The sequence below is a fragment of the Streptomyces sp. NBC_01717 genome (assembly GCF_036248255.1).
Classification (GTDB): Bacteria; Actinomycetota; Actinomycetes; order Streptomycetales; family Streptomycetaceae; genus Streptomyces.
Genome location: NZ_CP109178.1, coordinates 7,042,855 through 7,069,376, shown reverse-complemented (window position 1 = coordinate 7,069,376; position 26,522 = coordinate 7,042,855). Strand labels below are relative to the sequence as shown.

The window sequence follows — 26,522 nt, the reverse complement described above, 5'->3', positions numbered from 1 at the left end:
GAACCAGGGCGCGGACCCTGAGTGAGGACATATCGCCATGCCCGGCTGCCGTGCGTCGTCGTCCGTTTCTGTGCCGCTCCCACCGGGAGCCGGCTGTACGAAGGTCCTTCGAGGCGCAACGGCCGGCTGAGCCGTGCGAGCCGACCGCATCTTCGCGTACGGCGCCACGGCCGGTCTGATCGGCGATCAGCTGCTCGGTGATCCCCGCCGACGGCATCCGGTCGCCGCGTTCGGACGGGCCGCCGCGGCCGTCGAGCGCCGCCTGTGGCGCGACCACCGCGGGTGGGGCGCGCTGCACACCCTGGTCTGCGCCGGAGGTGCCGCGGCCGGAGCCGCGCTGGCCGCCCGTGCCGTACGCCGTCATCCCGCCGCATCCGTCGCCCTCACCGCGGCCGCGACCTGGTCGGTCGTCGGCGGCACATCGCTGGGGCGGGAGGCCCGCGCCATCGGCGGCGCGCTGGCCGCCGGTGACATCGCACTGGCCCGTGAGCGGCTCCCCCATCTGTGCGGCCGCGACCCGCACTCCCTCGACGGGCCGCAGATCGCACGCGCCGTGGTGGAGTCCGTCGCCGAGAACACCTCCGACGCGGTGGTCGGCGCGCTGGTGTGGGGCGCGGTGGGCGGCGTGCCCGGACTCGTCGCCTTCCGGGCCGTCAACACCCTCGACGCCATGGTCGGACACAAATCACCGCGCCATCTGCGCTACGGCTGGGCCTCGGCCCGGCTGGACGATGTCGTGGGCTGGCCCGGTGCCCGGCTCACGGCCGTGCTCGCCGTGGTTGCCGGCGGGCATCCACGTCGGGCGGTACGGGCCTGGCGGGCCGACGCCGGCAAGCACCCGAGCCCCAACGCGGGGCCGGTGGAGGCCTCGTTCGCGGGCGCGCTCGGCGTACGGCTGGGCGGGACCCTCGCGTACGCCGGCCGAGTCGAGCACCGGCCGGTGCTGAACGGCGCGGCCGGCCGTGCGGTGCGGACCGAGGACATCGAGCGCGCGGTGCGGCTGTCGCGCCGGGTGGGGGTGCTGGCCCTCGGCGTGTGCGCGGCGGGCCGGCTGATCGCGGGACGGCGGTCGGCCACGGGGCGGCGCCCGGCCGCGGGACGGAGCGGAAAATGAGCGGCGGACTGCTGGTCGCCGGAACCACGTCGGACGCGGGCAAGAGCGTCGTCACGGCAGGCATCTGCCGCTGGCTGGTGCGCCAGGGAGTGAAGGTCGCGCCGTTCAAGGCGCAGAACATGTCGCTGAACTCGTTCGTCACCCGCGAGGGCGCGGAGATCGGACGTGCGCAGGCGATGCAGGCCCAGGCAGCCCGGGTGGAGCCGACCGCGCTGATGAACCCGGTACTGCTCAAGCCCGGCAGCGACCGCTCCAGCCAGGTCGTCCTGATGGGCAGGCCGGTGGGCGAGATGAGTGCACGCGGCTACCACGGGGGGCGGCAGGAGTCGCTGCTCTCCACGGTCGTGGACTGTCTGGAGCAGCTTCGGGGCACGTATGACGCGGTGATCTGCGAAGGGGCGGGCAGCCCGGCCGAGATCAATCTGCGCCGCACCGACATCGTGAACATGGGGATCGCGCGGGCCGCGCGGTTCCCGGTGGTCGTCGTCGGCGACATCGACCGTGGCGGTGTCTTCGCCTCCTTCTTCGGTACGACGGCGCTGCTCAGCGCCGAGGACCAGGCGCTGATCGCGGGCTATCTGGTCAACAAGTTCCGCGGCGACGTGTCGCTGCTGGAGCCGGGGCTCGACATGCTGCACGGGCTCACCGGGCGGCCGACCTACGGGGTGCTGCCGTTCGCCCATGGCCTGGGCATCGACGAGGAGGACGGACTGCGGGTCTCGCTGCGCGGGGCCGTACGCGAATCGGTCGTCGCGCCGCCGCACGGCGAGGACGTGCTGCGGGTCGCGGTGTGCGCGGTGCCGCTCATGTCGAACTTCACCGATGTGGACGCGCTGGCCGCCGAACCGGGTGTGGTGGTGCGGTTCGTGGACCGGGCGGAGGAGCTCGCCGACGCGGACCTGGTGATCGTGCCCGGCACGCGCGGCACGGTGAAGGCGCTGGCCTGGCTGCGCGAACGCGGGCTGGCCGACGCGCTGCTGCGGCGGGCTGCCCAGGGGCGTCCGGTGCTCGGTATCTGCGGCGGGTTCCAGGTGCTCGGCGAGCGCATCGAGGACGAGGTGGAGTCGCGGGCCGGGCAGGTCGAAGGGCTCGGGCTGCTTCCGGTACGGATCCGGTTCGACCGGGAGAAGACCCTGGCCCGGCCGGTCGGTTCGGCGCTCGGGGAGCCGGTGGAGGGGTACGAGATCCATCACGGGGTCGCCGATGTGCGGGGCGGCGAGCCGTTCCTGGACGGGTGCCGGGTGGGGGCGGTGTGGGGGACGCACTGGCACGGCTCGCTGGAGAGCGACGGCTTCCGGCGGCGGTTCCTGATGGAGGTCGCGGCGGCTGCCGGGCGGCGGTTCGTGCCGGCGCCGGACACGAGTTTCGGGGCGCTGCGGGAGGAACAGTTGGACCGGCTGGGGGACTTGATCGAGGAGCATGCGGATACGGGGGCGCTGATGCGGCTGATCGAGGCGGGGGTGCCGGAAGGACTGCCGTTCGTGGGCCCCGGCGCCCCGGAGGTGCCGGCGGCCCGAGGGGGCGGTGTTGTGGCTGGTGCGCGTGGCGCTGACGAGCCCGGGGTGCCTGGGGGGTTGGCGTGAAGGGAACGCCTGCGGCGGGCTTTCCTCCCCGCCCCGCCCCTTCCCGTAACCGGGGCTCCGCCCCGGACCCCGGTCCTCGAACGCCGGACGGGCTGGAATGCGGTCCGTGGATGGATGACGTCGTCAAGGAGGCTTTGTGAGTACCCCGTATCCCTTTACTGCCATCGTCGGGCAGGACGATCTGCGGCTCGGATTGTTGCTGAACGCCGTATCGCCCGCTGTCGGTGGTGTGCTCGTGCGTGGGGAGAAGGGCACCGCCAAGTCCACCGCCGTGCGGGCACTTGCCGCGCTCATGCCCGAGGTCGATGTCGTCTCCGGGTGCCGGTTCTCGTGCGACCCGGCGTCGCCCGATCCCGCGTGTCCCGATGGGCCTCACGAGGCCGGGGGCGGCGTGTCGCGGGCGGCTCGGACCGTGGAGCTGCCGGTGGGCGCGTCCGAGGACCGGCTCGTCGGGGCGCTCGACATCGAGCGGGCGCTCGCCGAGGGGGTCAAGGCGTTCGAGCCGGGGCTCCTCGCCGATGCACATCGCGGAATCCTGTACGTCGACGAGGTCAACCTGCTCCACGACCACCTGGTGGACCTGCTGCTGGATGCGGCGGCCATGGGCGCCTCGTACGTGGAGCGCGAAGGGGTCTCCGTACGGCATGCCGCGCGGTTCCTGCTCGTCGGGACGATGAACCCCGAAGAGGGCGAACTGCGGCCGCAGTTGCTCGACCGGTTCGGGCTGACCGTCGAGGTCGCGGCGTCGCGCGAGACCGACCAGCGGGTCGAGGTGGTGCGGCGTCGGCTCGCGTACGACGACGATCCGGCCGGGTTCGCCGCCCGGTGGGCCGACGAGGAAGGGACGTTGCGGGAGCGGATCGTCGCCGCGCGGGCGCTGCTTCCTCAGGTGACCCTCGGGGACCGTGCCCTGCGGCAGATCGCCGCCACCTGTGCGGCCTTCGAGGTCGACGGGATGCGCGCCGACATCGTGATGGCCCGCACCGCGACCGCACTTGCCGCGTGGGCGGAACGTACCGATGTGCTCGCCGAGGACGTCCGGCAGGCAGCGCTCCTCGCGCTCCCGCACCGGCGCCGCCGCAACCCGTTCGACGCGCCCGGTCTCGACGAGGACAAGCTCGACGACACGCTGGAGCAGAACAGCGGTGAAGGGGACGGCGGCGGGGACGACCCCGATCCGGACGGGCCTGGTGGGGGTGGGCAGCCGCCGCGGGAGGACGGGCCCGACACGCCGCCGCAGCCCGAGGCGGGGGACGGCGACACGCCCGGACTCCCCTCGCAGGGCCGCCCGGCCGGGGGCGGTGAGCAGCAGCCCGTACGAGCTGCCGAGCCGTTCCGGACGAAGATGCTCAGCGTGCCGGGGATCGGCGAGGGTGCGGCGGGGCGGCGGTCCCGGGCGCGTACCGAGCACGGTCGCACGACCGGTGCGCGGCGGCCCGAGGGGCTGCTGACCAAGCTGCATCTCACGGCGACCGTGCAGGCCGCCGCCCCGCACCAGCACGCGCGCGGACGCACCGGGCGCGGCCTCGTGGTGCGGCGCGATGATCTGCGGCAGGCCACCCGGGAGGGGCGCGAGGGGAACCTGGTGCTCTTCGTCGTGGACGGATCCGGGTCGATGGCCGCCCGGCAGCGCATGGGCGCCGTGAAGGGCGCGGTGCTGTCGCTGCTGCTGGACGCGTACCAGCGGCGGGACAAGGTCGGTCTGATCACCTTCCGGGGCAAGGGCGCCGAAGTGGCGCTGCCGCCGACGTCGTCCGTGGACACGGCCGCCGCACGCCTGGAGACGCTGCCGACCGGTGGGCGTACCCCCCTCGCGGCCGGGCTGCTGAAGGCCCATGACGTGCTGCGGGTGGAACGGCTGCGCGATCCGTCGCGGCGGCCGCTGCTGGTCGTGGTGACGGACGGGCGGGCGACCGGTGGCCCGGACCCGGTGGCACTGGCCGCGCGGGCCGCGCGGTTGCACGAGGCGGAGGGCACGGCGTCCGTCGTCGTGGACTGCGAGTCGGGGGTCGTGCGGCTCGGGCTGGCCGGCCGGTTGGCGCGCGATCTCGGCGGCACCGCGGTCACGCTCGACGAGCTGCGGGCCGACTCGATCGCCGGACTCGTCAGGGACGTTCAGGGAACCCAGGGAACCAAGGGATCCAACGGATCCAACAGGAGGGCAGCTTGATGCCGCAAGGACAGCCGACCACCGTGCCGGACGACGGGCTGACGACTCGCCAGCGCCGCAACCGTCCGCTGCTCTTCGTCCACACCGGTATCGGCAAGGGCAAGTCGACGGCCGCGTTCGGACTCGCGCTGCGTGCCTGGAACCAGGGCTGGCCGATCGGGGTGTTCCAGTTCGTCAAGTCGGCGAAGTGGAAGGTCGGCGAGGAGAACGCGCTGAAGGTGCTCGGCGCGAGCGGTGAGGGCGGCACGGTCGCCTGGCACAAGATGGGCGAGGGCTGGTCGTGGGTGCAGCGCGGCCTGCACGGCGACAACGCGGACAACGAGGAGAAGGCCCGGGAGGGCTGGGAGCAGGTCAAGCGTGACCTGGCTGCCGAGACGTACAAGCTGTATGTCCTCGACGAGTTCGCGTACCCGATGCACTGGGGCTGGATCGACACCGACGAGGTGGTCGAGGTGATGCGCAACCGCCCAGGCACGCAGCATGTGGTGATCACCGGGCGCAATGCCCCGGAGAAGCTCGTCGAGGCCGCCGATCTGGTGACCGACATGTCGAAGGTGAAGCACCCGATGGACGCCGGGCAGAAGGGCCAGAGGGGCATCGAGTGGTGACGATTCCGCGACTGGTGATTGCCGCGCCGGCCTCCGGCAGCGGCAAGACCACCGTGGCGACAGGTCTGATGGCGGCCTTCACCCGGCGCGGTCTCGCCGTGTCGCCGCACAAGGTCGGACCCGACTACATCGACCCCGGCTATCACTCGCTGGCCACCGGGCGGGCGGGGCGCAACCTCGACGCGTACATGTGCGGGCCGGAGCTGGTCGCTCCGTTGTTCGCGCACGGGGCGCGTGGGTGCGACCTGGCGATCATCGAGGGCGTGATGGGGCTGTACGACGGGGCTGGAATCCAAACAGGGCGCGAAGTGCTCAGGCAGGGTGGTGGCGGGCGACGGGCTGGGCAGGGCGAGTTGGCGTCGACCGCCCATGTCGCGAAGTTGCTGCAGGCGCCGGTGGTGCTGGTCGTGGACGCGTCGGCGCAGTCGCGGTCGGTCGCCGCGCTGGTGCACGGCTTCGCCTCGTGGGATCCGGAGGTACGGATCAGCGGGGTGATCCTCAACAAGGTCGGCTCGGACCGGCACGAGATGCTGCTCCGGGATGCGCTCGACGAGTCCGGTGTGCCGGTGATGGGTGTGCTGCGGCGGGCCGAGCAGGTGGCCACGCCCTCGCGGCATCTGGGACTGGTGCCGGTGGCCGAGCGGCGGGGCGACGCGGTGGCCGCAGTCGCGGCCATGGGCGCGCAGGTGAGCGGCGGGTGCGATCTGGATGCGTTGATGGCGTTGGCGCGGTCGGCCCCCCGGTCGCCTGCGGGCTCCGGGGCGTGGGACCCGGTGGAGGCCGTGCGGGGTGCGGTGGGGGGCGGGGATGCCCGCGACACGACTGTTCCCCTCCCCGGCCCCTCCCGGAACCGGGGCTCCGCCCCCGGCCCCGGTTCTCGGACGCCGGACGAGCCGGAGGGTGGTGGCCCGGACGGGCCCGGTCGTGGCCGCCCCGTCATCGCCGTGGCCGGGGGGCCCGCGTTCACCTTCTCCTACGCGGAGCACAGCGAGCTCCTCGCCGCCGCCGGGGCGGAGGTCGTGACGTTCGATCCGCTGCGGGACGTGGCTCTGCCCGAGGGCACCCGGGGGCTTGTGATCGGCGGCGGGTTCCCGGAGGTGTACGCCCCCGAGCTGTCCGCCAACGAGCCGCTCCGCAAGGCCGTTGCCGATCTCGCGGCCGCCGGGGCACCCGTCGCCGCCGAGTGCGCCGGGCTGCTCTATCTGTCGCGTTCGCTCGACGGACTGCCGATGTGCGGGGTGCTCGACGCCGACGGCCGGATGTCGAAGCGGCTGACGCTCGGTTACCGGGAGGCCGTCGCGATCACCGACAGTGCGCTGGCCGCGGTCGGCACACGGCTGCGTGGGCACGAGTTCCACCGGACGGTGCTGGAGCCGGGTGCCGGTTCCGCGCCCGCATGGGGCATGCATCTGCCGGAGCGGCGTGTCGAGGGCTTCGTGCAACAGGGCGTCCATGCCAGCTATCTGCATACGCACTGGGCTTCGGCACCGGGCATCGCCCGGCGGTTCGTCGAGCGGGCCGCGGGATGACACCGTCGGTCCGCGATGCCCACGGTGGCGACGGCCGGTGACGCGACGGGCGACCCGGCCGCCCGCCGAGGTCATCAGGAACGCGCCGAGCGCGACGAACACCGCCACGGACTCCTGTCGGCCGATCGGCCCCGCTGCCCGCGTCCCCTGACCCGTCCCGTCCCTCGAGTTCGCGAAAGGATCTCTCCCATGACTCTGCTGGTCGTCGGGGTCGGGGCGGGCAGCGGTGTGACGGCCGACGAAGTGCTGGGGCTCGTCCTTTCCGTACTGCGCGAGGCCGGTCTCCCGCCCTGCAGCGTCGTGGAGTTGGCGACCGTCGACGCCAAGGCGGACGAGCCGGGGATCGTCGGCGCTGCGGCGCGGCTGGGCGTACCGGTGCGTGCCTACCGAGCGGACGAGCTGGCCGCGGTCGTGGTGCCGAATCCGTCGGGTGTGTCGCTCGCAGCGGTCGGCACGCCGTCGGTCGCGGAGGCGGCGGCTCTCGTCGGCGCGGACGAACTGCTCGTACCGAAGCGGAAGTCGACCCCCCGGGGGCGGACGGGGAAGGTGACGTGTGCGGTGGCCCGGCGGGCGTAGCACGCGCATCCGGATCCGACCGTTGCGTGGAGCCCGGTGGCGGGCACATAGTCGTCCTGCTGTCGCTCCACCCACGGTCATCAACTCGCCCCCCACACCCCCCTGGAAGTCATGCACACTCCCACTGAGAGTCCCGACGTGAACAGCGCGGGCGGGCACGATCTGCGGCATCACGGTGACGCGGAGGTACGCGGCCGGGATCTGACCGATCTCGCCGTCAACGTACGCACGGATACGCCCCCGGCCTGGCTGAGGGAACGAATATCCGCCTCTCTGGCCACGCTCGCCGCCTACCCGGACGGGGGCCCGGCGCGGGCCGCGGTCGCTCGGCGGCACGGGCTGCCGGTGGAGCGGGTGTTGCTGACGGCGGGCGCGGCAGAGGCGTTCGTGCTGATCGCCCGGGCGCTGCCGGCCCGGCGGCCGGTCGTCGTCCATCCGCAGTTCACCGAGCCCGAGGCGGCGCTGCGCGCGGCCGGGCACGAGGTGGGACGGGTGCTGCTGCGCGCCGAGGACGGCTTCCGGCTGGATCCGGCGACCGTGCCCGACGAGGCGGATCTGGTGGTGGTCGGCAATCCCACCAACCCGACGTCGGTGCTGCATCCGGCGGCCGCACTGGAGAAACTGGCGCGCCCCGGACGGACGCTGGTGGTCGACGAGGCATTCATGGACGCGGTCCCGGGCGAGCGCGAGGCGCTGTGCGGGCGTACGGACATCCCCGGCCTCGTCGTGCTGCGCAGCCTCACCAAGACGTGGGGGCTGGCGGGGCTGCGGATCGGTTACGTACTGGCCGCTCCGGAGACCATCGGCGCACTGCAGGAGGCCCAGCCGCTGTGGCCGGTGTCCTCGCCGGCGCTGGCGGCGGCCGAGGCCTGCATGGAGCCGCGGGCGCTGGCCGAGGCGGCCGCCGCGGCGGACCGGATCGCGGTGGACCGGGCCCATTTGGTCGCGGGACTCATGGAGTTCGCCGAGGTGCGGGTGGCCGAGCCGACCGACGGACCGTTCGTGCTGGTCCGGCTGGAGCGGGGCGCGCAGGTACGGGAGCGGCTGCGGACGCTGGGGTTCGCGGCGCGGCGCGGCGACACTTTTCCGGGGCTCGGCCCCGAGTGGCTGCGGCTGGCCGTACGCGACCGGGTGACCACCAACCGCTTTCTGCAGGCGCTCGATCAGGCGCTGATGCTCGTCGGCCGCTGACGGCCAGGGGCCCGGCGGCTGATCCAACGCACGGGCGGGGAGCGGTGTTCGCGTGAGATCACGCGAACACCGCTCCCCGCCTCGCTGTTGCTCGTCCGTCCGCTTCTACGCCCCCTTGGCCCCCTCGGGCCGGGCCGCGTCAGTCCTGGGCGCCGCGCCTGCGTGCCACGACCATGGCGCCCGCACCCAGCGCCAGCAGCAGGGCCGCGCCACCTGCGATGTAGGGCGTCGTGGAGCTGCCGCCGGTCTCCGCGAGACTTGTGTCGACCGCCGCCGGGGCGTGCCCGGTCCCGGTCTGGGGCTTCACATCGGTGCCGCCGTCGCCGTTGTCGCCACCGGCGGTGCCGCCGTCGCTGCCGCCCGCCGGCTTCGTGGGCTTGGGCCCCTTCGGGGTCTCGCAGGTCGCCTCGGCGAGCGTGACCTCCCCCTTGACGTCGGCGACGTTCAGCTTGAGCGGGTTGACCGACACCTCCAGGCGGAGCGCGGTGGCCGCAGCCGTGCGCGACGTGGTCCGCGTCTTCGACAGGTCGAGCCTCACCTCGCCGACACCCGGCACGTCGACCCGCGTGGTGCCGCCCGAGGTGAGCGTGACCCGCTTGCCCAGGACCGAGACATGGCCCAGCACGTTGGATTCGGCGACCGGCCTGCGACCCACCTCGCAGACCGCCTTCGAGGTGACCTTCTCGACCTCGATGAGCGAGAGCAGCGGCAGTCCGGGCAGATGCACACGGGCCTTCGCCAGGTTGCTGTAACCCTCCGCCCGGTGCTTGTCGACGGTCGCGTTCGCCGTGGCCACGTCGGCGCGCAGCACGCTGAACGGGCGCCCGTGATTCACGCCGTCGAGCCGCACGCGGAGCGCGGTCTGCTCGGCGCTCGCCGGGGCGTGCACCTCGTTCAGCGTGGTCTTGAGCGGCACATCGACGGTCTTGCTCAGGAGCGATACATCGAGTGCGGTACGGAGCACGACCGCGCTCGCCTTCCCGCCACCGGTGGTCGTGGTGGCTCCGGTGGCGTGCGCCGGGGCGGCGACCAGCAGAGCGACGGGAGCGGCGGCGACCGCCAGGGCGGCCAGGCGGAAGGTGTTGCTGTTCAAAATGGTGGAACCCCCACAAGAGACATGGAGCCACCGGCGCCGCCCAATGGGGGACATCGCGGGCGCCGGTGGCCTCGACTCCGTGAATCTTTACGCACAGAGGGTGAACTGACAGACAGCTGCGGCGAGTTCACTCCAAAGGGGGGTTTCCGCCCCTGTATTCGAATATCGAGGTACGTCTGTTCCTTCGGTGTCCCTCACCGTCACCCGATCCCCGAGCGCATGTGCGGTGTGGGCAACCGCACCGGAGCATGACCAGAAGTGTTGCAACGAGCGCGGGGGCGGTTCGGTCACTGGCTGTCAACGTGTCGCCCATTCCGCCGGGACACGGCGGCGTCAGCCGATCACGCGCCCGTTCAGCACGACCTGGCGCGGCGCCGCCAGCACCCGTACGTCCGCCCGCGGGTCCTCGTCGTACACCACGAGGTCCGTCGGGGCGCCCTCCTCCAGCCCCGGCCGTCCGAGCCATGCGCGGGCACCCCAGGCGGTCGCCGAGAGCGCCTCGCGCGCCGGGATGCCGGCCTTGACCAGTTCGGCGACCTCCGCCGCCACGAGTCCATGGGCCAGCGAGCCGCCCGCGTCGGTGCCGACGTAGACCGGCACCCCTGCGTCGTACGCCGAGCGCACGGTGTCGTAACGACGCTCGTACAGCTGCCGCATATGTGCCGACCAGCGCGGGAACTTGGCCTCGCCGCCCGCCGCGAGGTCCGGGAACGTGGCGATGTTTACCAGCGTCGGGACGATCGCGACGCCACGCTCGGCGAAGAGCGGGATGGTGTCCTCGGTCAGGCCCGTCGCATGCTCGATGCAGTCGATCCCTGCCTCGACGAGATCGACGAGAGCGGCCTCGGCGAAGCAGTGCGCGGTGACCCGTGCGCCGAGCCGGTGCGCCTCGGCGATGGCCGCCTCGACCTCGCCGCGCGGCCAGCAGGCGGTCAGGTCACCGGCGTCCCGGTCGATCCAGTCGCCGACCAGCTTGACCCAGCCGTCGCCGCGCCGCGCCTCCTGCGCGACGTACGCGACGAGGTCGCCGGGTTCGATCTCATGGGCGTAGTTCCGGATGTACCTGCGGGTCCTGGCGATATGACGGCCCGCCCGGACGATCTTGGGAAGGTCCTCGCGGTCGTCGATCCACCGGGTGTCGGAGGGCGATCCGGCGTCCCGGATGAGCAGCGTGCCGGCCTCCCGGTCGGTGAGCGCCTGCTTCTCGCTCGTGGCGGCGTCGACCGGGCCGTGGTGATCGAGCCCCACATGGCAGTGGGCGTCGACGAGACCCGGCAGCACCCAGCCGGTGACGGTATCCGCCGCGTCCGCGCCCGGCGGCCGCTCGTACGAGATCCGCCCGCCGACCGCCCACAGCTCGTCCCTGACGTCGTCGGGACCGACGAGCACCCGCCCCTTCACGTGCAGCACCGGCTGCGCCCTGTGATCACTCATGGCAGCACTGTACGAGGCGGTGTCCGGGGGGCCCTGGGTACTCTCGACGGAAGCGCTGTTCGTACGCCGAACCGCAGGCCGACCCGATCCGAAGAGAGCACCACCGTGACGCACCCCTTCCTCGACCTCGCCCCGCTCACCGCCGCGCACTTCGCCGCCATCGAGCGGCGGGTGGCCGGTCTCCTCGCCACCGAGCAGGACGTCGTCATCATGCAGGGCGAGGCACTGCTTCCTCTCGAAGGCTGCATCCGGGGCGGCGCCCGGCCCGGTTCGACCGCGCTGAACGTGGTCACGGGGCCGTACGGGCAGACCTTCGGGAACTGGCTGCGGGACTGCGGTGCCAATGTGATCGACCTGGCGGTGCCGTTCCACACGGCGGTCACCGCCGACCAGGTCGCGCAGGCGCTCGCCGCGCACCCGGAGATCGACTTCGTCTCGCTGGTCCACGCGGAGGCGGCGACCGGCAACACCAACCCGGTCGCCGAGATCGGTGAGGTCGTCCGGGCCCACGGGGCGCTCTTCATGCTGGACGCCGTCGCCTCGGTGGGCGCCGAGCCGCTGCTGCCGGACGTCTGGGGTGTCGACCTGTGCGTGATCGGCGCGCAGAAGGCGATGGGCGGCCCGGCCGGGGTGTCGGCGGTGTCGGTGAGCGAGCGCGCCTGGGAGCGGATCGCCGCCAACCCCGAGGCCCCGCGCCACTCGTACCTCTCCCTCCTGGACTGGAAGGAGCGCTGGATCGACGGCGGCCGCAAGGCGCTCCTGCATGCCCCCGCGCAGCTGGAGATGCTGGCGCTCGAGGCGTGCCTGGAGCGGATCGAGGCGGAGGGCCCGGAGGCGCTGATGGCCCGGCACGCGGCGGCGGCAGCGGCCACACGGGCGGCCGCGGTGGCGCTCGGCGGCGGCCTGGCGCCGTATGTCCACGAGGCGAAGGACGCGGCGCCGGTCGCCACGACGCTGCGCGCCCCGGCGGGAGTCGACGCCGCCGGGCTGGTCGCCAAGGCGCTCGCGACCGACCCCTCGCTGCCGCTGATCGCGGGCGGTGGGGCCCTGTCCAAGGAGATGATCCGGGTCAATCACTACGGTGTGGATGCGACGCGGGGCGTGGTGCAGTCCTCGATCGCGGCTCTGGGGTCGGCGCTGGCCGATGAGGGCCGGCAGGTCGACTTCGAAGCTGCCCGCAAGGCCGTTTCGGAAACCTGGCCGAACCGATAAGAATTCATCAATGCGGGGAGCCGCTTTATCGAGAGCAGCTCCCCGCATTCTTGTGCCCGCTCTCCCGGAGCCTAAACGCCAAAGTTTCGACAACGCCGATCGGCACAATTCGGTTGCGTCTCCGGGGAGTTACAGCTCTGTGACCGACTCCACAACGTGGCCGATTTGCGGCATTAATAGGGCCCAAAACGGAATAAATCGAAGAAGTTTCGCGCCGGGGCGCGCGCCCGCGTGATAACACAGCGGCTCACTTCACCCAACCCCTTACGTCGATGCAATTTCCGAATTTGCTGGGTAAATTCCATTCGCATGACCGCCGCACCAGCAGATTTTGCACGTGCCCGAAGCGAATTCATCACCATCGACACCCCACGAGTGGAGGACGGGGCCGCGATCTGGCGCATCGCCCGCGACTCCGAGGTCCTGGACCTCAATTCCTCCTACAGCTACCTGCTGTGGTGCCGTGACTTCGCGGCGACCTCCGTGGTCGCCCGCGACGAGACCGGCGAGCCGGTCGCCTTCGTGACGGGATACATCCGGCCCGACCGCCCCGAGACGCTCGTCGTCTGGCAGGTGGCCGTCGAGCACGGCCATCGCGGCATCGGACTGGCCGCCGAGCTGCTGGACTCGCTGACCGCGCGGGTCGCCGCGGAGCAGGGCCTGGCCCGGGTCGAGACGACCATCACCCCGGACAACACCGCTTCCGACCGGCTGTTCACCTCCTATGCGCTCCGCCATGACGCGGCTGTGGAACGCGAAGTGCTCTTCGACGGCGGGTTGTTCCCCGAGGGAACACATCTGCCGGAAGTGCTCTACCGCATCGGTCCGTTCCACGTCTGAGGTGCGGCCCGGCTGACACGCCCCAGCCCGGCGTCGGCCGAATCGCCCCGTTTCACCGCCGCCCGACTCACCCCCACAAGCAGGAGATCCCCTGTGACCATCACCCCGCCCGCCCTGAGCGTCTTCGAGACCCTGGAGTCGGAGGTCCGGAGTTACTGCCGCGGTTGGCCCGCCGTGTTCGACCGTGCGCAGGGCGCCCGGCTGACCGACGAGGACGGCCACTCGTACCTCGACTTCTTCGCCGGTGCAGGATCCCTCAACTACGGCCACAACAACCCGGTGCTGAAACGCGCGCTGATCGACTACATCGAGCGCGACGGCATCACCCACGGTCTGGACATGGCGACCACCGCGAAACGCGCCTTCCTCGAGACCTTCCACAACGTCGTCCTGCGGCCGCGCGACCTGCCGTACAAGGTGATGTTCCCCGGCCCGACCGGCACCAACGCGGTCGAGGCCGCGCTGAAGCTGGCCCGCAAGGTGAAGGGACGCGAGTCGATCGTCTCGTTCACCAACGCCTTCCACGGCATGTCGCTCGGCTCGCTCGCCGTCACCGGCAACGCCTTCAAGCGGGCCGGGGCCGGCATCCCGCTGGTGCACGGCACACCGATGCCGTTCGACAACTACCTCGACGGCCGGGTCCCGGACTTCCTCTGGTTCGAGCGGCTTCTCGAGGACCAGGGTTCGGGTCTCAACCAGCCCGCAGCGGTGATCGTCGAGACGGTACAGGGCGAGGGCGGCATCAATGTGGCGCGGCCCGAGTGGCTGCGGGCGCTGGCCGATCTCTGCCGCCGCCGCGACATGCTCCTGATCGTCGACGACATCCAGATGGGCTGCGGCCGCACCGGCGCGTTCTTCTCGTTCGAGGAGGCCGGCATCACCCCGGACATCGTCACCCTGTCGAAGTCCATCAGCGGCTACGGACTTCCCATGTCGCTCTGCCTGTTCAACCCGGAACTGGACATCTGGGGCCCGGGCGAGCACAACGGCACCTTCCGCGGCAACAACCCGGCGTTCGTCACCGCCGCCGCCGCGCTCGACGCCTACTGGGCGGACGGCCAGATGGAGAAGCAGACGCTGGCCCGCGGTGAGCAGGTCGAGCAGGCGCTGCTCGCGATCTGCGACGAACACGCCCGGCTCGGCGCGCAGTCCCGCGGCCGCGGCCTGGTCCAGGCGCTCGAGTTCACCGATGTCTCGCGCGCCGCCGCGGTCTGTGCGCGCGCATTCGAGCTGGGGCTGCTGGTGGAGACCTCCGGCCCGCGGAGCGAGGTCGTGAAGCTGCTGCCGCCACTGACCATCACTCCCGAAGAGCTGGACGAGGGCCTGCTCACGCTGGCCCGCGCGGTCCGCGACACCGCCTGACCGCCCGGCCGAGGGGTCGCACGACATCCCGACCGCCTGGCCGGGTCCACCCCGGGCAGGCCCGTACAGAAGTACCGCTGCAGAGAGAAAGGCTCCGACTCACCGTGATCGTCCGATCGTTCAGCGACATCGAGAACACCGACCGGCATGTGAAGGCCGCTTCCGGCACCTGGGAGAGCAAGCGCATCGTGCTCGCCCAGGAGAAGGTGGGCTTCTCACTCCACGAGACCACGATGTACGCAGGTACCGAGACGTCGATGTGGTACGCGAACCACATCGAGGCCGTCCTGTGTGTCGAGGGCGAGGCCGAGCTCACCGACGACGAGACCGGCGAGACGCACTGGATCACCCCCGGCACGATGTACCTGCTGGACGGCCATGAGCGCCACACCATGCGCCCCAAGACCGACTTCCGCTGCGTCTGCGTCTTCAACCCTCCCGTCACCGGGCGGGAGGAGCACGACGAGAACGGTGTCTATCCGGTACTGACCGAGGAGGGCTGAACCATGACCACCGATGTACGCGCCGACCTGTATCCCACCCGGCGCACGGCCGAGATGACCACGCCCCGCCAGGACCCGGTCATCTGGTCCGCTCCCGGCACCCCGGGCCCGATCGCCGTGAAGGATCTGCAGGGTTTCGAGCGGGACGGCTTCCTCACCGTCGACGAGCTGATCACGCCGGACGAAGTGGCTGTGTACCACGCCGAACTGGACCGGCTGATCGCCGATCCTGCGGTGCGGGCCGATGAGCGGTCGATCATCGAGCCGAAGTCGCAGGACGTACGGTCGGTCTTCGAGGTCCACCGGATCAGCGAGGTCTTCGCCCGGCTGGTGAACGACGAGCGGGTGGTGGACCGGGCCCGTCAGATCCTCGGTTCGGATGTGTACGTCCACCAGTCGCGTATCAACGTCAAGCCGGGCTTCGGCGCTTCGGGGTTCTACTGGCACTCGGACTTCGAGACCTGGCACGCCGAGGACGGTCTGCCGCACATGCGGGCCGTGTCCGTGTCGATCGCGCTGACCGAGAACCACGACACCAACGGCGGGCTGATGATCATGCCCGGTTCGCACAAGTCGTTCCTCGGATGTGCGGGCGAGACGCCGAAGGACAACTACAAGCAGTCGCTGAAGATGCAGGACGCCGGCACCCCGTCCGACGAGGCGCTGACCAAGATGGCCGACCGGCACGGCATCAAGCTCTTCACGGGCCGGGCCGGTTCGGCGACCTGGTTCGACTGCAACTGCATGCACGGCTCGGGGGACAACATCACCCCGTACCCGCGCAGCAATGTCTTCATCGTCTTCAACAGCGTGGAGAACACGGCCGAGGAACCGTTCGCGGCGCCGGTGCGGCGCCCGGAGTTCATCGGGGCGCGCGATTTCTCGCCGGTGAGGTGAGGCGCTGACGGGCCGAGCCCGCAAGTGACAGGGGCCGGGAAGACGTTCGTCGTCCCGGCCCCTGTCGAAAGTTGGTGGACCCCGGTGGCCGGCAACGGCGACAGTTGGTCCCATGACCTCACTTGTACGTCACATGACCTTCGACTGCGCCGACGCCTACAAGCTCGGCAGTTTCTGGGCCGAGGTGCTCGGTGCCCGGCTGTCGGACGACGACAGGCCCGGTGATCCCGAGGCACTCGTCGAGACCCCCGGTGCCGCGCTGCTGTTCGTTTCGGTGCCCGAGCCCAAGAGCGTCAAGAACCGCGTCCACCTGGACATCCAGCCGCAGGACCGCACCCGGGACGAGGAGGTCGAGCGGCTGCTCGCCCTCGGCGCCACGCTCGTCGGCGACCACCGCAGGCCCGACGGCCGGGGCTGGGCGACGCTCGCCGACCCCGAGGGCAATGAGTTCTGTGTGGAGTGCAGCGCCGTCGAGCGGGCCACCCTGACCGCGACCCGGCTGCCGGTCGCCGCGGACGATGTGACCACCGCGGTCCACCTCGCGCTCGCCGCCCTCCGCGAGGTTCCTGAGGGCCACTGGCGGGCACCCGCCGGGTCGCTGGAGTGGGACTCCTGGGAGACCGTGGAGCATCTGAACGACGATCTCTTCGCGTACGCAGCCCAGTTGGGCCCGAGGAAGCCACCGCTGGACCGCGAGGTCCCGTTCCGCTGGGGAGCCGACCGCAAGGGCGGCCCGGCGAACTCGATCTTCGCGAACCCCGACGCAGGACCGGTCGGCCTGCTCCAGACCCTGGAGGCGAGCGGCGCCCTGCTGACGGCGATGGTGCGGACGACCGCGGCGGACGTCCGCTCCTACCACTCGTACGGGGTGTCCGACCCGGAAGGCTTCGCGGCCATGGGAATCGTGGAGACCCTGGTCCACACCCACGATGTCGTCCAGGGCCTGGACATCTCCTGGGCGCCGCCCGCCGATCTGTGCGACCGCGTGCTGGCCCGGCTGTTCCCGGACGCCCCGGACGACGCCGACCGGTGGGCCGTCCTGCTCTGGTCCACCGGCCGCGCCGAGCTGCCCGGGCGGGAGCGCGTCACCTCGTGGAAGTGGCGCAGCGCGCCGCTCGATGCCGTCTAGGTTGTGCGGACACTCCCTGCTTTCTACCGGTGGGAGAACCAGCTCGCTGCCGGGAGCAGCGTCGCGTTGTAGTCGAACAGCGCCTGGTTCTCCCATGCGTTGCCGGACGCCGGGTCTGCCGGGTCCCATCCGCTGCCGCTGACGGCGGTCCAGGCGGGCTCCCAGTACACGGCGCCGAGACCGCGGCCGTTCGGGACGGCCTCGACGACGTTCATGACGTCGCGCAGGTTCGCCGCCTGACCGGCCGGTGTGGCGGGGTAGCCGGTGACCAGCTGGTCCGGTGTCGCGATGTTGTTCGCCAGCGTGTCACCGTTCGCCAGCGTGTGGGCGTACGCCGTCTCGGCGACCAGCACCGGCTTGCCGTACCGCGAGGCGGCGTCGTCGAGGTTGGTCTGGAGGTCGGACAGCGGTCCGTGCCAGTAGCCGTAGTACGAGAGCGCGATGACGTCGAACGGCACACCGTACGACACGGCGTTGTCGAACCACCAGCGGGTGCCCGCGTTGTCGCCGCCCTCGGCGAGGTGCAGCGCGACCTTCGTACTCGACGAGACCGCCTTCGCGGCGTTCGCGCCCGAGGTGAGCAGGCCCGCGAGCTGCGACCAGTTGTCGGTGGAGCCCTCCGGCCAGAGCATCCCGGCGTTGATCTCATTGCCTATCTGCACCATGTCGGCCGTGGTGCCCTGCGCCTTGAGGGCGTTCAGCACGTCGTACGTGTGGTCGTAGACGTCCGTCCTCAGCCGGCTGTACGTGTGGCCGGCCCAGGCCGCCGGCTTGTTCTGCTTGCCCGGGTCGGCCCAGCTGTCGGAGTAGTGGAAGTCGATGAGCAGCTTCATGCCGAGGGCCTTGGCGCGCTTGGCCATGGCGAGGACATGGGCCTTGTCGTTGTATCCGTCGGCGGGGTCCACCCACACCTTGAGGCGGACGTAGTTCATCCCGGAAGCCTTGAGGATGCTCATCGCGTCGCCGGTCGTTCCGGTCGCGCGCCGGTAGGTCGCGCCGTGCGCCTCGTTCTTCGGGAGGGTGGAGAGGTCACCGCCCTTGACGGTGAGGCCGGTCGTTCCCGAGGTGAAGGAGATGTCGTCGAAGTTGGCCCACTCCCCCGCGTGCGCATCGGAGTTGAGGCTGATCGTGCATGCTCCGCCGGTCACCTTGGCGGAGGTGACCAGACGGATCCAGGCGCCGTTCGCGGTCGGTGGCAGGTCCGTGCGCTGCTCGGCGCTCCCGCAGTTGCGCAGGGCGATGTAAGCGGAGTTCTGACCGCCGCTGGAGCGGACCCAGGCGCTCAGGGTGTATGTGCCGTCGGCGAGCCCGGAGAGGTACTGGTAGGTCTCCACCTTGTAGGCCGAAGCGGACCAGTGGGTCAGCCGGTTGCTGCCGCTGTGGCCGCCCGCCTCGGTGAAGGAGGCGGCGGTCTGTCCGCCTGCCGAGTAGGCCGACCAGCCGGTGCCGCCCGATTCGAAGCCGGTGTCGGCAGGGGTGTTGGCCGCGTGGGCGGCCTGGGCGGGGAGTGCGGCGAACAGCAGGCCGGCGAGGGCCGACACCACCGCCGCTCTCGTCCGCCCAGGTGGCTTTCCGTGCGTCTTTCCGTACATCGTCGATGTCCCTTCGACCGTTGCGCGGGAATTGCGGGGCTTGGGCGACTCAGCCGTCGAGGCGTACGACCCGGACCGCGCCCGCCGGGACGGCGAGGCGGCCCGCGGTGTGCTCGCCGGTGAGGAGTTCGGTGCCGGGGCCGTCGAGCGGCACCTTCGCGTCGTCCCCGGTGTGGTTGATCGCGAAGAGGTACGTGCCGCTGTCGCCGGTGCGGCGTACGACCTCGACGTCGTGCGGGAGGCCGGTGCGCGGCGCGATCCGGGCGTCGTCGCAGGCCCGGTCGAGGACGGCGTCGAGGTGGGGTCCGGACAGCCGGGTGGAGATGTACCAGGCGGTGCCCCTGCCCAGGCGGTGCCGGGTGACGGCGGGGCGGCCCGCGGGAATGCCGTCGGCGTAGGACCAGACGGTCTCGGCGCCGCGCGGGATCACCACGTCCGACCACAGGTCTCCGGTCAGCTCCGGGCCCTCGGCGGCGCCCTCGGGCGTGATCAGGCGGACCGTCCCGCCCTCGCCGAGCGGTGAGAACTCCTCGATCGTCAGGCCGAGTACGTCCCGCAGGGCGCCCGGGTACGGCCCCGGGTGCACGGCGTCCTGGGTGTCGACGATGCCGGAGAAGTACGAGACGACGAGCGTGCCGCCGTTCTCGACGTAGTTCCGGAGGTTCCGGCCGGTCTCCTCGGTGGCGAGGTAGAGAGCCGGGACGACGACCAGCGGGTACCCGGACAGATCGGCGTCCGGGTGGGCGAAGTCGACGGTGAGGTGGCGGTCGTACATCGAGGCGTAGAAGGTGTCGGCGCGCTCGCGGGCGTCGTGGTCCTCGCTCGGGCGCCACTCCAGCTTCTGCGCCCACCAGGACTGCCAGTCCCAGAGCATGGCCGCGTCCGCGGCGGTTCGGGTCCCGCGGATGCCGCTCAGCAGGCCGAGGTCGGCGCCGAGCCCGGAGACCTCGCGCCACACCCGGGAGTCCGTACCGGCGTGCGGCACCATCGCCGAGTGGAACTTCTCCGCGCCGCTGCGCGACTGCCGCCACTGGAAGAACATGGCGCCGTCGGAGCCGCGCGCGACATGGGCGAGGCTGTTGCGGGCCATCTCGCCCGGGCGCTTGGCGGGGTTGCGGGGCTGCCAGTTGACGCCGCTGGTGGAGTGCTCCAGGAGCAGCCAGGGCGCGCCACCCGCGACGGAGCGGGTGAGGTCGGCGGCCATCGCGAGGTTGACATGGGTGCGGCGGCCGTCGGTGATCAGATAGTGGTCGTTGGTGACGAGATCGGTCTCGCGGCCCCAGGCCCAGTAGTCGACGGAGTCGCACTGGCTGAGGGCGGTCATGAAGTTGGTGGTGACCGGGATACCGGGAGCGAGGCGGTGCAGGATGTCCCGTTCGCTGCAGAAGTTCTCGCGCATGGTGGCGTCGGCGAAGCGCGCGTAGTCCAGGCGCTGCGCCGGGTTGGCGACGGTCGGAGTGGCACGGGGCGGGTCGATCTCGTCGAGACTGCGGTAGCGCTGGCCCCAGAAGGCGGTGCCCCAGGCTTCGTTGACGGCCTCGACGCCGCCGTGGCGGCCGGCCAGCCAGCGGCGGAAGTGGGCGGCGCAGTTGTCGCAGTAGCAGGCACTGACCGGAACGCCGTACTCGTTGTGGACGTGCCACATGGCGAGCGCCGGATGGTCTGCGTACCGGCGGGCGAGCTGTTCGGTGATGTTCGCCGCGGCCGACCGGTAGGCGGGGTTGCTGTGGCAGATCGCGCCGCGTGACCCGAAGGCGTAGCGGACACCCTCACGGCTGACCGGGAGGGCCTCCGGGTGGGCGCGGTAGAACCAGGCGGGCGGGGCGACGGTGGGGGTGCCGAGGTCGACGCGGATGCCGGCTTCGTGCAGCAGATCGAGGACCCGGTCGAGCCAGCCGAAGTCGTAGCCGCCGGGCTCCGGTTCGAGAAGCGCCCAGGAGAAGATCCCGACGCTGACCATGGTCACGCCGGCTTCCCGCATCAGGGCCACGTCCTCGTGCCAGACCTCTTCCGGCCACTGCTCGGGGTTGTAGTCGCCGCCGAAGGCGAGCCGGCGCAGACCGTGCGGGGCAGGCTCGGGCGCGGTGTGCGGCATGGGGATCTCCTGGGCTCTTTGGTACAACTTCTGGGAACGTGCACACACACTCTCGGTGGCGCAGATCCAACATAACCGCACAGCAACAACCATTGACAAGCGTCGGATTCGTTTCTCTACTGTGAACGCTCACAGCGCATCCCGGCGCTGCGCCCTCGCTTCTCGTCAGGGGAGAATTCCATGAAGTACCGCATCGTCGCGGTGTCCACGGCCGCTGCACTCGCCGCCACCGGCCTGCTCTCGGGCTGCGGCTCGTCGGACGACGACAGCGGGGACGGCCCGGCCGCATCCGGTCCCGTCTCACTCACCTACTGGGCCTGGGCGCCCGGCCTGGACAAGGTCGCGGACATCTGGAACGCGGGCGAGGGCAAGAAGACCGGCATCAAGGTCACGGTGAAGAAGCAGGCGTCGGGCGACGACCTGGTCACCAAGATCATCACAGCGGCCAAGGCCCACAAGGCCCCCGACCTGGTGCAGGCGGAGTACCAGGCGCTCCCCACCCTGGTCTCCAACGATGTGCTCGCCGACATATCCAAGGAGGCGGGCGACGCGAAGGGCAAGTTCGCCGACGGCATCTGGCAGCAGACGACCCTCGGATCGGACGCCCTGTACGCCGTGCCGCAGGACTCCGGCCCGCTGATGTTCTACTACCGCCAGGACCTGTTCAAGCAGTACGGCCTGTCCGTGCCCACCACCTGGGACGAGTTCGCCGAGACGGCCCGCACGCTGAAGAAGAAGGCGCCCGGCAAGGACCTCACCACGTTCTCCTCGAACGACTCCGGTCTCTTCGCGGGCCTCGCCCAGCAGGCCGGGGCGAAGTGGTGGACCACCGGCGGCGACAAGTGGAAGGTCGCCATCGACGACGACGCCACGCGGAAGGTCGCCGACTTCTGGGGTGGTCTGGTGAAGGAAGGCGCCGTCGACAACCAGCCGATGTACACCCCGGCCTGGAACAAGGCGCTCAACACCGGCAAGCAGATCGCCTGGGTCAGCGCGGTCTGGGCGCCCGGCACCCTCACCACGGCGGCGCCCGACACCAAGGGCAAGTGGGCCATGGCCCCGCTCCCCCAGTGGACGGCCGGCCAGAACGTCACCGGCAGCTGGGGCGGCTCCTCCACCGCCGTCACCAACGACTCCAAGAACAAGGCCGCCGCCGCGACCTTCGCGAAGTGGCTGAACACGGACTCCGAGGCGCTGGCCGCGCTGGTCAAGGAGAGCGGCATCTACCCCGCCGCCACGGCCGCCCAGACCGGCGGCGCGCTCGCCCAGGCCCCGGACTACTTCTCCAACCAGCCCGATTTCTACACGAAGGCCGCCGAGATCGCGCAGGGCACCGCCCCCGCCGCCTGGGGCCCGAACGTGAACGTCGCGTACACCGCCTTCAAGGACAACTTCGCCGAAGCCGCCAAGAGCAGGTCGGACTTCGGGCCCGCCCTGACCGCGATGCAGGACGCCACCGTCGCCGACCTCAAGAAGCAGGGCTTCGGGGTCTCCGAGTGACACGCGCACGCCGCAGGGGTGCGTACGGGGTCAAGAGCGCCCCGTACGCCTTCCTGGCCCCCGCCACCGTGCTCTTCCTGCTCTTCTTCGCCCTTCCCATCGGGTACGCGCTCTACCTCAGCTTCCGCAGGACCGAGGTCAAAGGGCTCGGTCTGGGCAAAGGCGCCCGCGAGGAGATCTGGGCCGGCTTCGCCAACTACGCCGGTGCGCTCTCCGACTCGGAACTGCTGCACGGCGCGTTGCGTATCCTCGGCTACGGCGTGATCGTCGTCCCCGTGATGCTCGGCCTCGCCCTGCTGTTCGCCCTGCTCCTGGACACCGACCGGCTCCGGCTGCGGGGTTTCTCCCGGCTCGCGATCTTCCTGCCGTACGCGATCCCGGGCGTCGTCGCCGCACTCATGTGGGGCTTCCTCTATCTCCCGGACGTCAGCCCCTTCTACTACCTCCTCGACCGGGCGGGGCTCCCGCAGCCCGATCTGCTCGACGGCGGACCGCTGTATCTCGCCCTCGCCAACATCGCGGTCTGGGGCGGCACCGGCTTCAACATGATCGTGATCTACACCTCGCTGCGGGCGATCCCGGCCGAGGTGTTCGAGGCGGCACGGCTGGACGGCTGCTCACAGCTGCAGATCGCGCTCCGGATAAAGATCCCGATGGTGGCGCCGTCCCTGGTCCTGACGTTCTTCTTCTCGATCATCGCGACGCTCCAGGTGTTCAGCGAGCCGACGACGCTGAAGCCGCTCACCAACTCCCTCTCCACCACCTGGAGTCCGCTGATGAAGGTCTACCAGGACGCCTTCGTCAACAACGACATCTACGCGGCGGCCGCTCAGGCGGTCATCATCGCCGTCGCCACCCTGGTCCTGTCCTTCGGCTTCCTCAGGGCGGCCAACTCCCGTACCCAGCAGGGAGGTTCCCGATGAGTACGCCGCGCCTCGCATCCACCCCCGCAGGTCCGCGCCGCTTCGCGCTCGTGCCGACCGCCGCGCTGCTCCTCGGCGCGCTCTACTGCCTGCTGCCCGTCGCCTGGGTGCTGGTCGCATCGACCAAGTCCGGCAGCGAACTGTTCTCCACCTTCACGTTCCTGCCGGGCACCGGCTTCCGCCAGAACGTCGCCGATCTGTCTGCGTACCGCGACGGCGTCTACTGGAAGTGGATGGCCAACTCGGCGTTCTACGCCGGCGCCGGCGCCCTGCTGTCCACGGCCGTCTCCGCGGTATCGGGGTACGCCCTGGCCGTGTACCGGTTCCGCGGGCAGGAGAGCATCTTCAACATCCTGCTGGCCGGGGTGCTGATGCCGCCGGTGATCCTCGCCGTACCGCAGTACCTGCTGCTGGCCGAGGCCGACCTGACGGACTCCTACCTCTCGGTCCTGCTGCCGGTGATCCTCTCCCCGTACGGTGTGTATCTCGCCCGGATCTACGCGGCCTCCGCCGTACCGGACGATGTGATCGAGGCGGGACGGATGGACGGCGGCAGCGAGTGGCGGATCTTCCGCACCATCGCTCTGCCGATGATGCTGCCGGGTCTGGTGACCGTCTTCCTGTTCCAGTTCGTCGCGATCTGGAACAACTTCCTGCTCCCGTACATCATGCTCGGTGACGACGAGAAGTTCCCGGTCACCCTGGGCCTCTACACGCTGCTCCAGCAGGGCTCCACCACCCCGGCCCTCTATACCCTGGTGATTACGGGCGCGCTGCTGGCGATCGTCCCGCTGATCGCGCTGTTCCTCGTCATCCAGCGCTTCTGGAGCCTCGACCTGCTCTCCGGCGCCGTAAAGTCCTGACCGGTCCCCGCCAGGGCTTCCATTGATGAAAGATCATGCACCATGAGCCGCACAGAACAGCCCGGACAGCCCGGACGGCACGGACAGTCCGGCACGGGACGCCGCAGGCCGCCGACCATCCACGACGTGGCACGGGAGGCCGGGGTCTCGCGCGGCACGGTCTCGCGGGTACTCAACGGCGGGCACAACGTCAGTCCGGCCGCGCTCGATGCGGTCAACTCCGCGATCCGCAAGACCGGCTACACGGTGAACCGGCACGCCAGGTCGCTGATCACCGGCCGCTCCGACTCGGTGGCGTTCCTGCTCACCGAGCCGCAGGAGCGGTTCTTCGAGGACCCGAACTTCAATGTGCTGCTCCGGGGCTGCACCGCCGCGCTGGCCGCGCACGACATCCCGCTGCTGCTGATGATCGCGGGGACCGAGGCGGAACGCCGCCGGAACATGCGGTACATCGCCGGTCATGTGGACGGGGTGCTGCTGGTCTCCAGTCACTCCGGCGACCCGGTCGCCGCCCGGCTGCACGAGGCCGGAGTCCCGCTCGTCGCCTGCGGCAAGCCGCTCGGGCAGGGCTCGAAGGTCAGCTATGTGGCGGCCGACGACCGGGACGGCGCCCGGGACATGGTGCGTTATCTGTACGAGTCGGGGTGCCGCCGGATCGCTACGGTCAGCGGCCCGCTGGACACCCCCGGCGGCGTCGAACGGCTGGCGGGCTACCGCGAGATGCTCGCCGAGTGCGGGCTGCCCGCGGACGACGCGCTGATCGTCCCGGGCGACTACAGCCGGGCGAGCGGCGAGGCGGCCGCCGCGCTGCTGCTGGAGCGGGCCCCCGACCTCGACGCGGTGTTCGTCGCCTCCGACCTGATGGCGCAGGGCGTGCTGGCCGCACTGGAGAAGGCCGGGCGGCGGGTGCCGGAGGATGTCGCGGTCGGCGGCTTCGACGACTCGCCCGCGGCGCTCGCGTCCCGGCCCGAGCTGACCACGATCCGGCAGCCGTGGGACCGGATCAGCGCCGAGATGGTACGGGTACTGCTGGCCCGGATCGGCGGGGAGGAGCCGGCCGCGGTGATCCTCCCCACCGAACTGGTGCGCCGGGACTCGGCGTAGGCCTTCAGGCTCCCAGCGCGGGGTAGTCGACGTACCCCTTCGCGTCCCCGCCGAAGAAGGTGGACGGGTCCGGGGTGTTGAACGGGCCGCCGGCCTTCAGCCGGGCGGGCAGGTCCGGGTTGGCGATGAACAGCGCACCGTACGAGATGATGTCGGCGATCCCGTCCTCGATCACCGAGTGGTCGTCCGGTCCGGTCGGCCCGTCCGTCAGCACATTGATGACGAAGGTGCCGGAGAACTGCTTGCGCAGCGCGAGGGTCAGCTCGCGGATCTCCTTCGCCTCCAGGACGTGCAGATAGGCGAGGCCGAGCGGCTCGATCTCCTGCACCAGCGCGGTGTAGGCGGCGTCCGGTGCGGGCTCGTCGATGTCGTTGTACGAGTTTCCGGGCGAGATGCGCAGCCCGGTGCGCTCCGCGCCGATCTCGGCGGCGACGGCCTTGACCACCTCGACGGCGAACCGGATGCGGGCCTCGTCGGAGCCGCCCCACTCGTCGGTGCGCAGGTTGGTGTTGGGCGCGAGGAACTGGTGGATGAGGTAGCCGTTGGCGCCGTGCAGCTCGACCCCGTCGAAGCCCGCGTCGACGGCGTTGCGGGCGGCGGAGGCGAAGTCGGCCACGGTCTGCCGGATCTCGGCGTCGGTCAGCTCACGCGGCTCGGTGAAGTCCTTCGGTCCCACGTGGGTGTAGACCTGACCGGCGGCCTTGACCGGGGAGGCGCTGACCGGGGTCAGTCCGTCCGGCAGCAGGACCGGGTGGCCGATGCGGCCCGCGTGCATGAGCTGGGCGAAGATCCGGCCGCCCGCGGCGTGCACCGCGTCGGTGACCGTGCGCCAGGACGCGACCTGCTCCGCGCTGTGCAGACCCGGGGTGGAGGGGTAGCCCTGGCCGACGACGGACGGCTGGATGCCCTCGGTGATGATGAGACCGGCCGAGGCGCGCTGGGCGTAGTACTCGACGGTGAGTTCGGTGGCGGTACCGCCGTCACCGGCACGGCTGCGGGTCATCGGGGCCATGGCGATGCGGTTGACGAGCTGGGTGCCGGACAGGTCGATCGGGTCGAATGCGGTGGTCATGAATACCCCTAGGAAAATTTACATGGTCGGCCAAGCATTTCGTCCTGCGCCACTGTAACGCATTGATTGGCCGACCAAGGTAAAGTTCGTGGAGAGCGCCGGAACCGGCCCCGGACCAGGGACCGATCC

Annotated in this window: 20 protein-coding genes and 2 pseudogenes; 16 read left to right on the top strand and 6 right to left on the bottom strand. The window is 71.0% G+C overall.

The features are described 5' to 3' along the window. The first annotated feature begins 133 nt into the window (after positions 1–133). From OHB49_RS32000 to OHB49_RS31980, 5 genes are all read left to right on the top strand, one after another. The gene (locus tag OHB49_RS32000; protein ID WP_329164438.1) at positions 134–1,114 is read left to right on the top strand and encodes a cobalamin biosynthesis protein; all 981 of its coding nucleotides are present in this window, start codon (positions 134–136) and stop codon (positions 1,112–1,114) included. Further along, complete coding sequence (locus tag OHB49_RS31995; RefSeq protein WP_234432906.1) at positions 1,111–2,697, top strand: cobyric acid synthase; 1,587 nt, start codon at positions 1,111–1,113, stop codon at positions 2,695–2,697. Before OHB49_RS32000 ends, OHB49_RS31995 begins: the two co-directional genes overlap by 4 nt. A 136-nt stretch (positions 2,698–2,833) precedes the next feature. Beyond that, entirely contained in the window at positions 2,834–4,867 is a 2,034-nt protein-coding gene (locus OHB49_RS31990) for a putative cobaltochelatase (protein WP_329164434.1), read from the top strand. After that, a complete protein-coding gene (gene cobO, locus OHB49_RS31985; RefSeq protein WP_030920034.1) occupies positions 4,867–5,475 on the top strand; it encodes a cob(I)yrinic acid a,c-diamide adenosyltransferase in 609 nt (202 codons plus the stop codon). Before OHB49_RS31990 ends, cobO begins: the two co-directional genes overlap by 1 nt. Further along, positions 5,469–7,004: a cobyrinate a,c-diamide synthase gene (locus OHB49_RS31980; protein ID WP_329164432.1), complete on the top strand. Its 1,536-nt coding sequence runs from the start codon at positions 5,469–5,471 to the stop codon at positions 7,002–7,004. Before cobO ends, OHB49_RS31980 begins: the two co-directional genes overlap by 7 nt. A gap of 24 nt (positions 7,005–7,028) precedes the next feature. On the opposite strand, the pseudogene OHB49_RS31975 reads toward OHB49_RS31980, so the two are convergent. Beyond that, a pseudogene (locus OHB49_RS31975) lies at positions 7,029–7,112 on the bottom strand (permease); the annotation flags it as partial. 81 nt (positions 7,113–7,193) lie between these two features. On the opposite strand from OHB49_RS31975, the pseudogene cobC reads away from it, so the two are divergent. Beyond that, positions 7,194–8,771 (top strand): annotated as a pseudogene (gene cobC / locus OHB49_RS31970) (Rv2231c family pyridoxal phosphate-dependent protein CobC). Positions 8,772–8,910: 139 nt separating this feature from the next. Here cobC and OHB49_RS31965 read toward each other — a convergent pair. Next, positions 8,911–9,864, bottom strand: coding sequence for an SCO1860 family LAETG-anchored protein (locus OHB49_RS31965; protein WP_329164430.1), 954 nt, complete (start codon positions 9,862–9,864; stop codon positions 8,911–8,913). 336 nt (positions 9,865–10,200) lie between these two features. Then, the gene (locus tag OHB49_RS31960; RefSeq protein ID WP_329164429.1) at positions 10,201–11,301 is read right to left on the bottom strand and encodes an amidohydrolase family protein; all 1,101 of its coding nucleotides are present in this window, start codon (positions 11,299–11,301) and stop codon (positions 10,201–10,203) included. Between the two features lie 105 nt (positions 11,302–11,406). Between OHB49_RS31960 and OHB49_RS31955 the strand changes: the two genes are divergently transcribed. The 6 genes from OHB49_RS31955 (at position 11,407) to OHB49_RS31930 (ending at position 17,244) form a co-directional block, all read left to right on the top strand. After that, positions 11,407–12,513, top strand: coding sequence for a pyridoxal-phosphate-dependent aminotransferase family protein (locus OHB49_RS31955; RefSeq protein WP_030974554.1), 1,107 nt, complete (start codon positions 11,407–11,409; stop codon positions 12,511–12,513). Positions 12,514–12,822: 309 nt separating this feature from the next. Next, the gene (ectA, locus tag OHB49_RS31950) at positions 12,823–13,353 is read left to right on the top strand and encodes a diaminobutyrate acetyltransferase (protein WP_329164427.1); all 531 of its coding nucleotides are present in this window, start codon (positions 12,823–12,825) and stop codon (positions 13,351–13,353) included. Between the two features lie 93 nt (positions 13,354–13,446). Next, positions 13,447–14,715 (top strand): diaminobutyrate--2-oxoglutarate transaminase, encoded by a 1,269-nt coding sequence (gene ectB / locus OHB49_RS31945; protein WP_030920014.1) that lies wholly within the window; start codon positions 13,447–13,449, stop codon positions 14,713–14,715. Positions 14,716–14,819: 104 nt separating this feature from the next. After that, positions 14,820–15,218, top strand: coding sequence for an ectoine synthase (locus tag OHB49_RS31940; RefSeq protein WP_030920010.1), 399 nt, complete (start codon positions 14,820–14,822; stop codon positions 15,216–15,218). Positions 15,219–15,221: 3 nt separating this feature from the next. Beyond that, positions 15,222–16,115 (top strand): ectoine hydroxylase, encoded by an 894-nt coding sequence (thpD, locus tag OHB49_RS31935; RefSeq protein WP_030974558.1) that lies wholly within the window; start codon positions 15,222–15,224, stop codon positions 16,113–16,115. Between the two features lie 112 nt (positions 16,116–16,227). After that, positions 16,228–17,244 (top strand): VOC family protein, encoded by a 1,017-nt coding sequence (locus OHB49_RS31930; RefSeq protein WP_030974560.1) that lies wholly within the window; start codon positions 16,228–16,230, stop codon positions 17,242–17,244. A 23-nt stretch (positions 17,245–17,267) separates the two neighbouring features. On the opposite strand, the gene OHB49_RS31925 is transcribed toward OHB49_RS31930, so the two are convergent. Beyond that, positions 17,268–18,836 carry a glycoside hydrolase family 53 protein gene (locus OHB49_RS31925; RefSeq protein ID WP_329164425.1) on the bottom strand — a complete coding sequence of 523 codons (1,569 nt, stop codon included), beginning with the start codon at positions 18,834–18,836 and terminating at the stop codon, positions 17,268–17,270. Positions 18,837–18,885: 49 nt separating this feature from the next. Beyond that, positions 18,886–20,931: a beta-galactosidase gene (locus OHB49_RS31920; RefSeq protein WP_329164424.1), complete on the bottom strand. Its 2,046-nt coding sequence runs from the start codon at positions 20,929–20,931 to the stop codon at positions 18,886–18,888. 180 nt (positions 20,932–21,111) lie between these two features. Here OHB49_RS31920 and OHB49_RS31915 point away from each other — a divergent pair, with 180 nt between their 5' ends. The 4 genes from OHB49_RS31915 to OHB49_RS31900 are packed head-to-tail and all read left to right on the top strand — an operon-like array spanning position 21,112 to position 25,321. Further along, on the top strand, positions 21,112–22,431 hold the full coding sequence (locus OHB49_RS31915; RefSeq protein ID WP_329164422.1) for an ABC transporter substrate-binding protein: 1,320 nt from the start codon (positions 21,112–21,114) through the stop codon (positions 22,429–22,431). Next, positions 22,428–23,354: a carbohydrate ABC transporter permease gene (locus OHB49_RS31910; protein WP_329164420.1), complete on the top strand. Its 927-nt coding sequence runs from the start codon at positions 22,428–22,430 to the stop codon at positions 23,352–23,354. The genes OHB49_RS31915 and OHB49_RS31910 overlap by 4 nt, the downstream gene beginning before the upstream one ends. Further along, positions 23,351–24,217, top strand: a complete 867-nt coding sequence (locus OHB49_RS31905) for a carbohydrate ABC transporter permease (protein ID WP_329164418.1) — start codon at positions 23,351–23,353, stop codon at positions 24,215–24,217. The genes OHB49_RS31910 and OHB49_RS31905 overlap by 4 nt, the downstream gene beginning before the upstream one ends. A gap of 42 nt (positions 24,218–24,259) precedes the next feature. Further along, positions 24,260–25,321: a LacI family DNA-binding transcriptional regulator gene (locus OHB49_RS31900; RefSeq protein WP_329164417.1), complete on the top strand. Its 1,062-nt coding sequence runs from the start codon at positions 24,260–24,262 to the stop codon at positions 25,319–25,321. 4 nt (positions 25,322–25,325) lie between these two features. Here OHB49_RS31900 and OHB49_RS31895 read toward each other — a convergent pair whose 3' ends face one another. Continuing rightward, positions 25,326–26,393, bottom strand: coding sequence for an alkene reductase (locus tag OHB49_RS31895; RefSeq protein ID WP_329164415.1), 1,068 nt, complete (start codon positions 26,391–26,393; stop codon positions 25,326–25,328). Between the last annotated feature and the right edge of the window lie 129 nt (positions 26,394–26,522).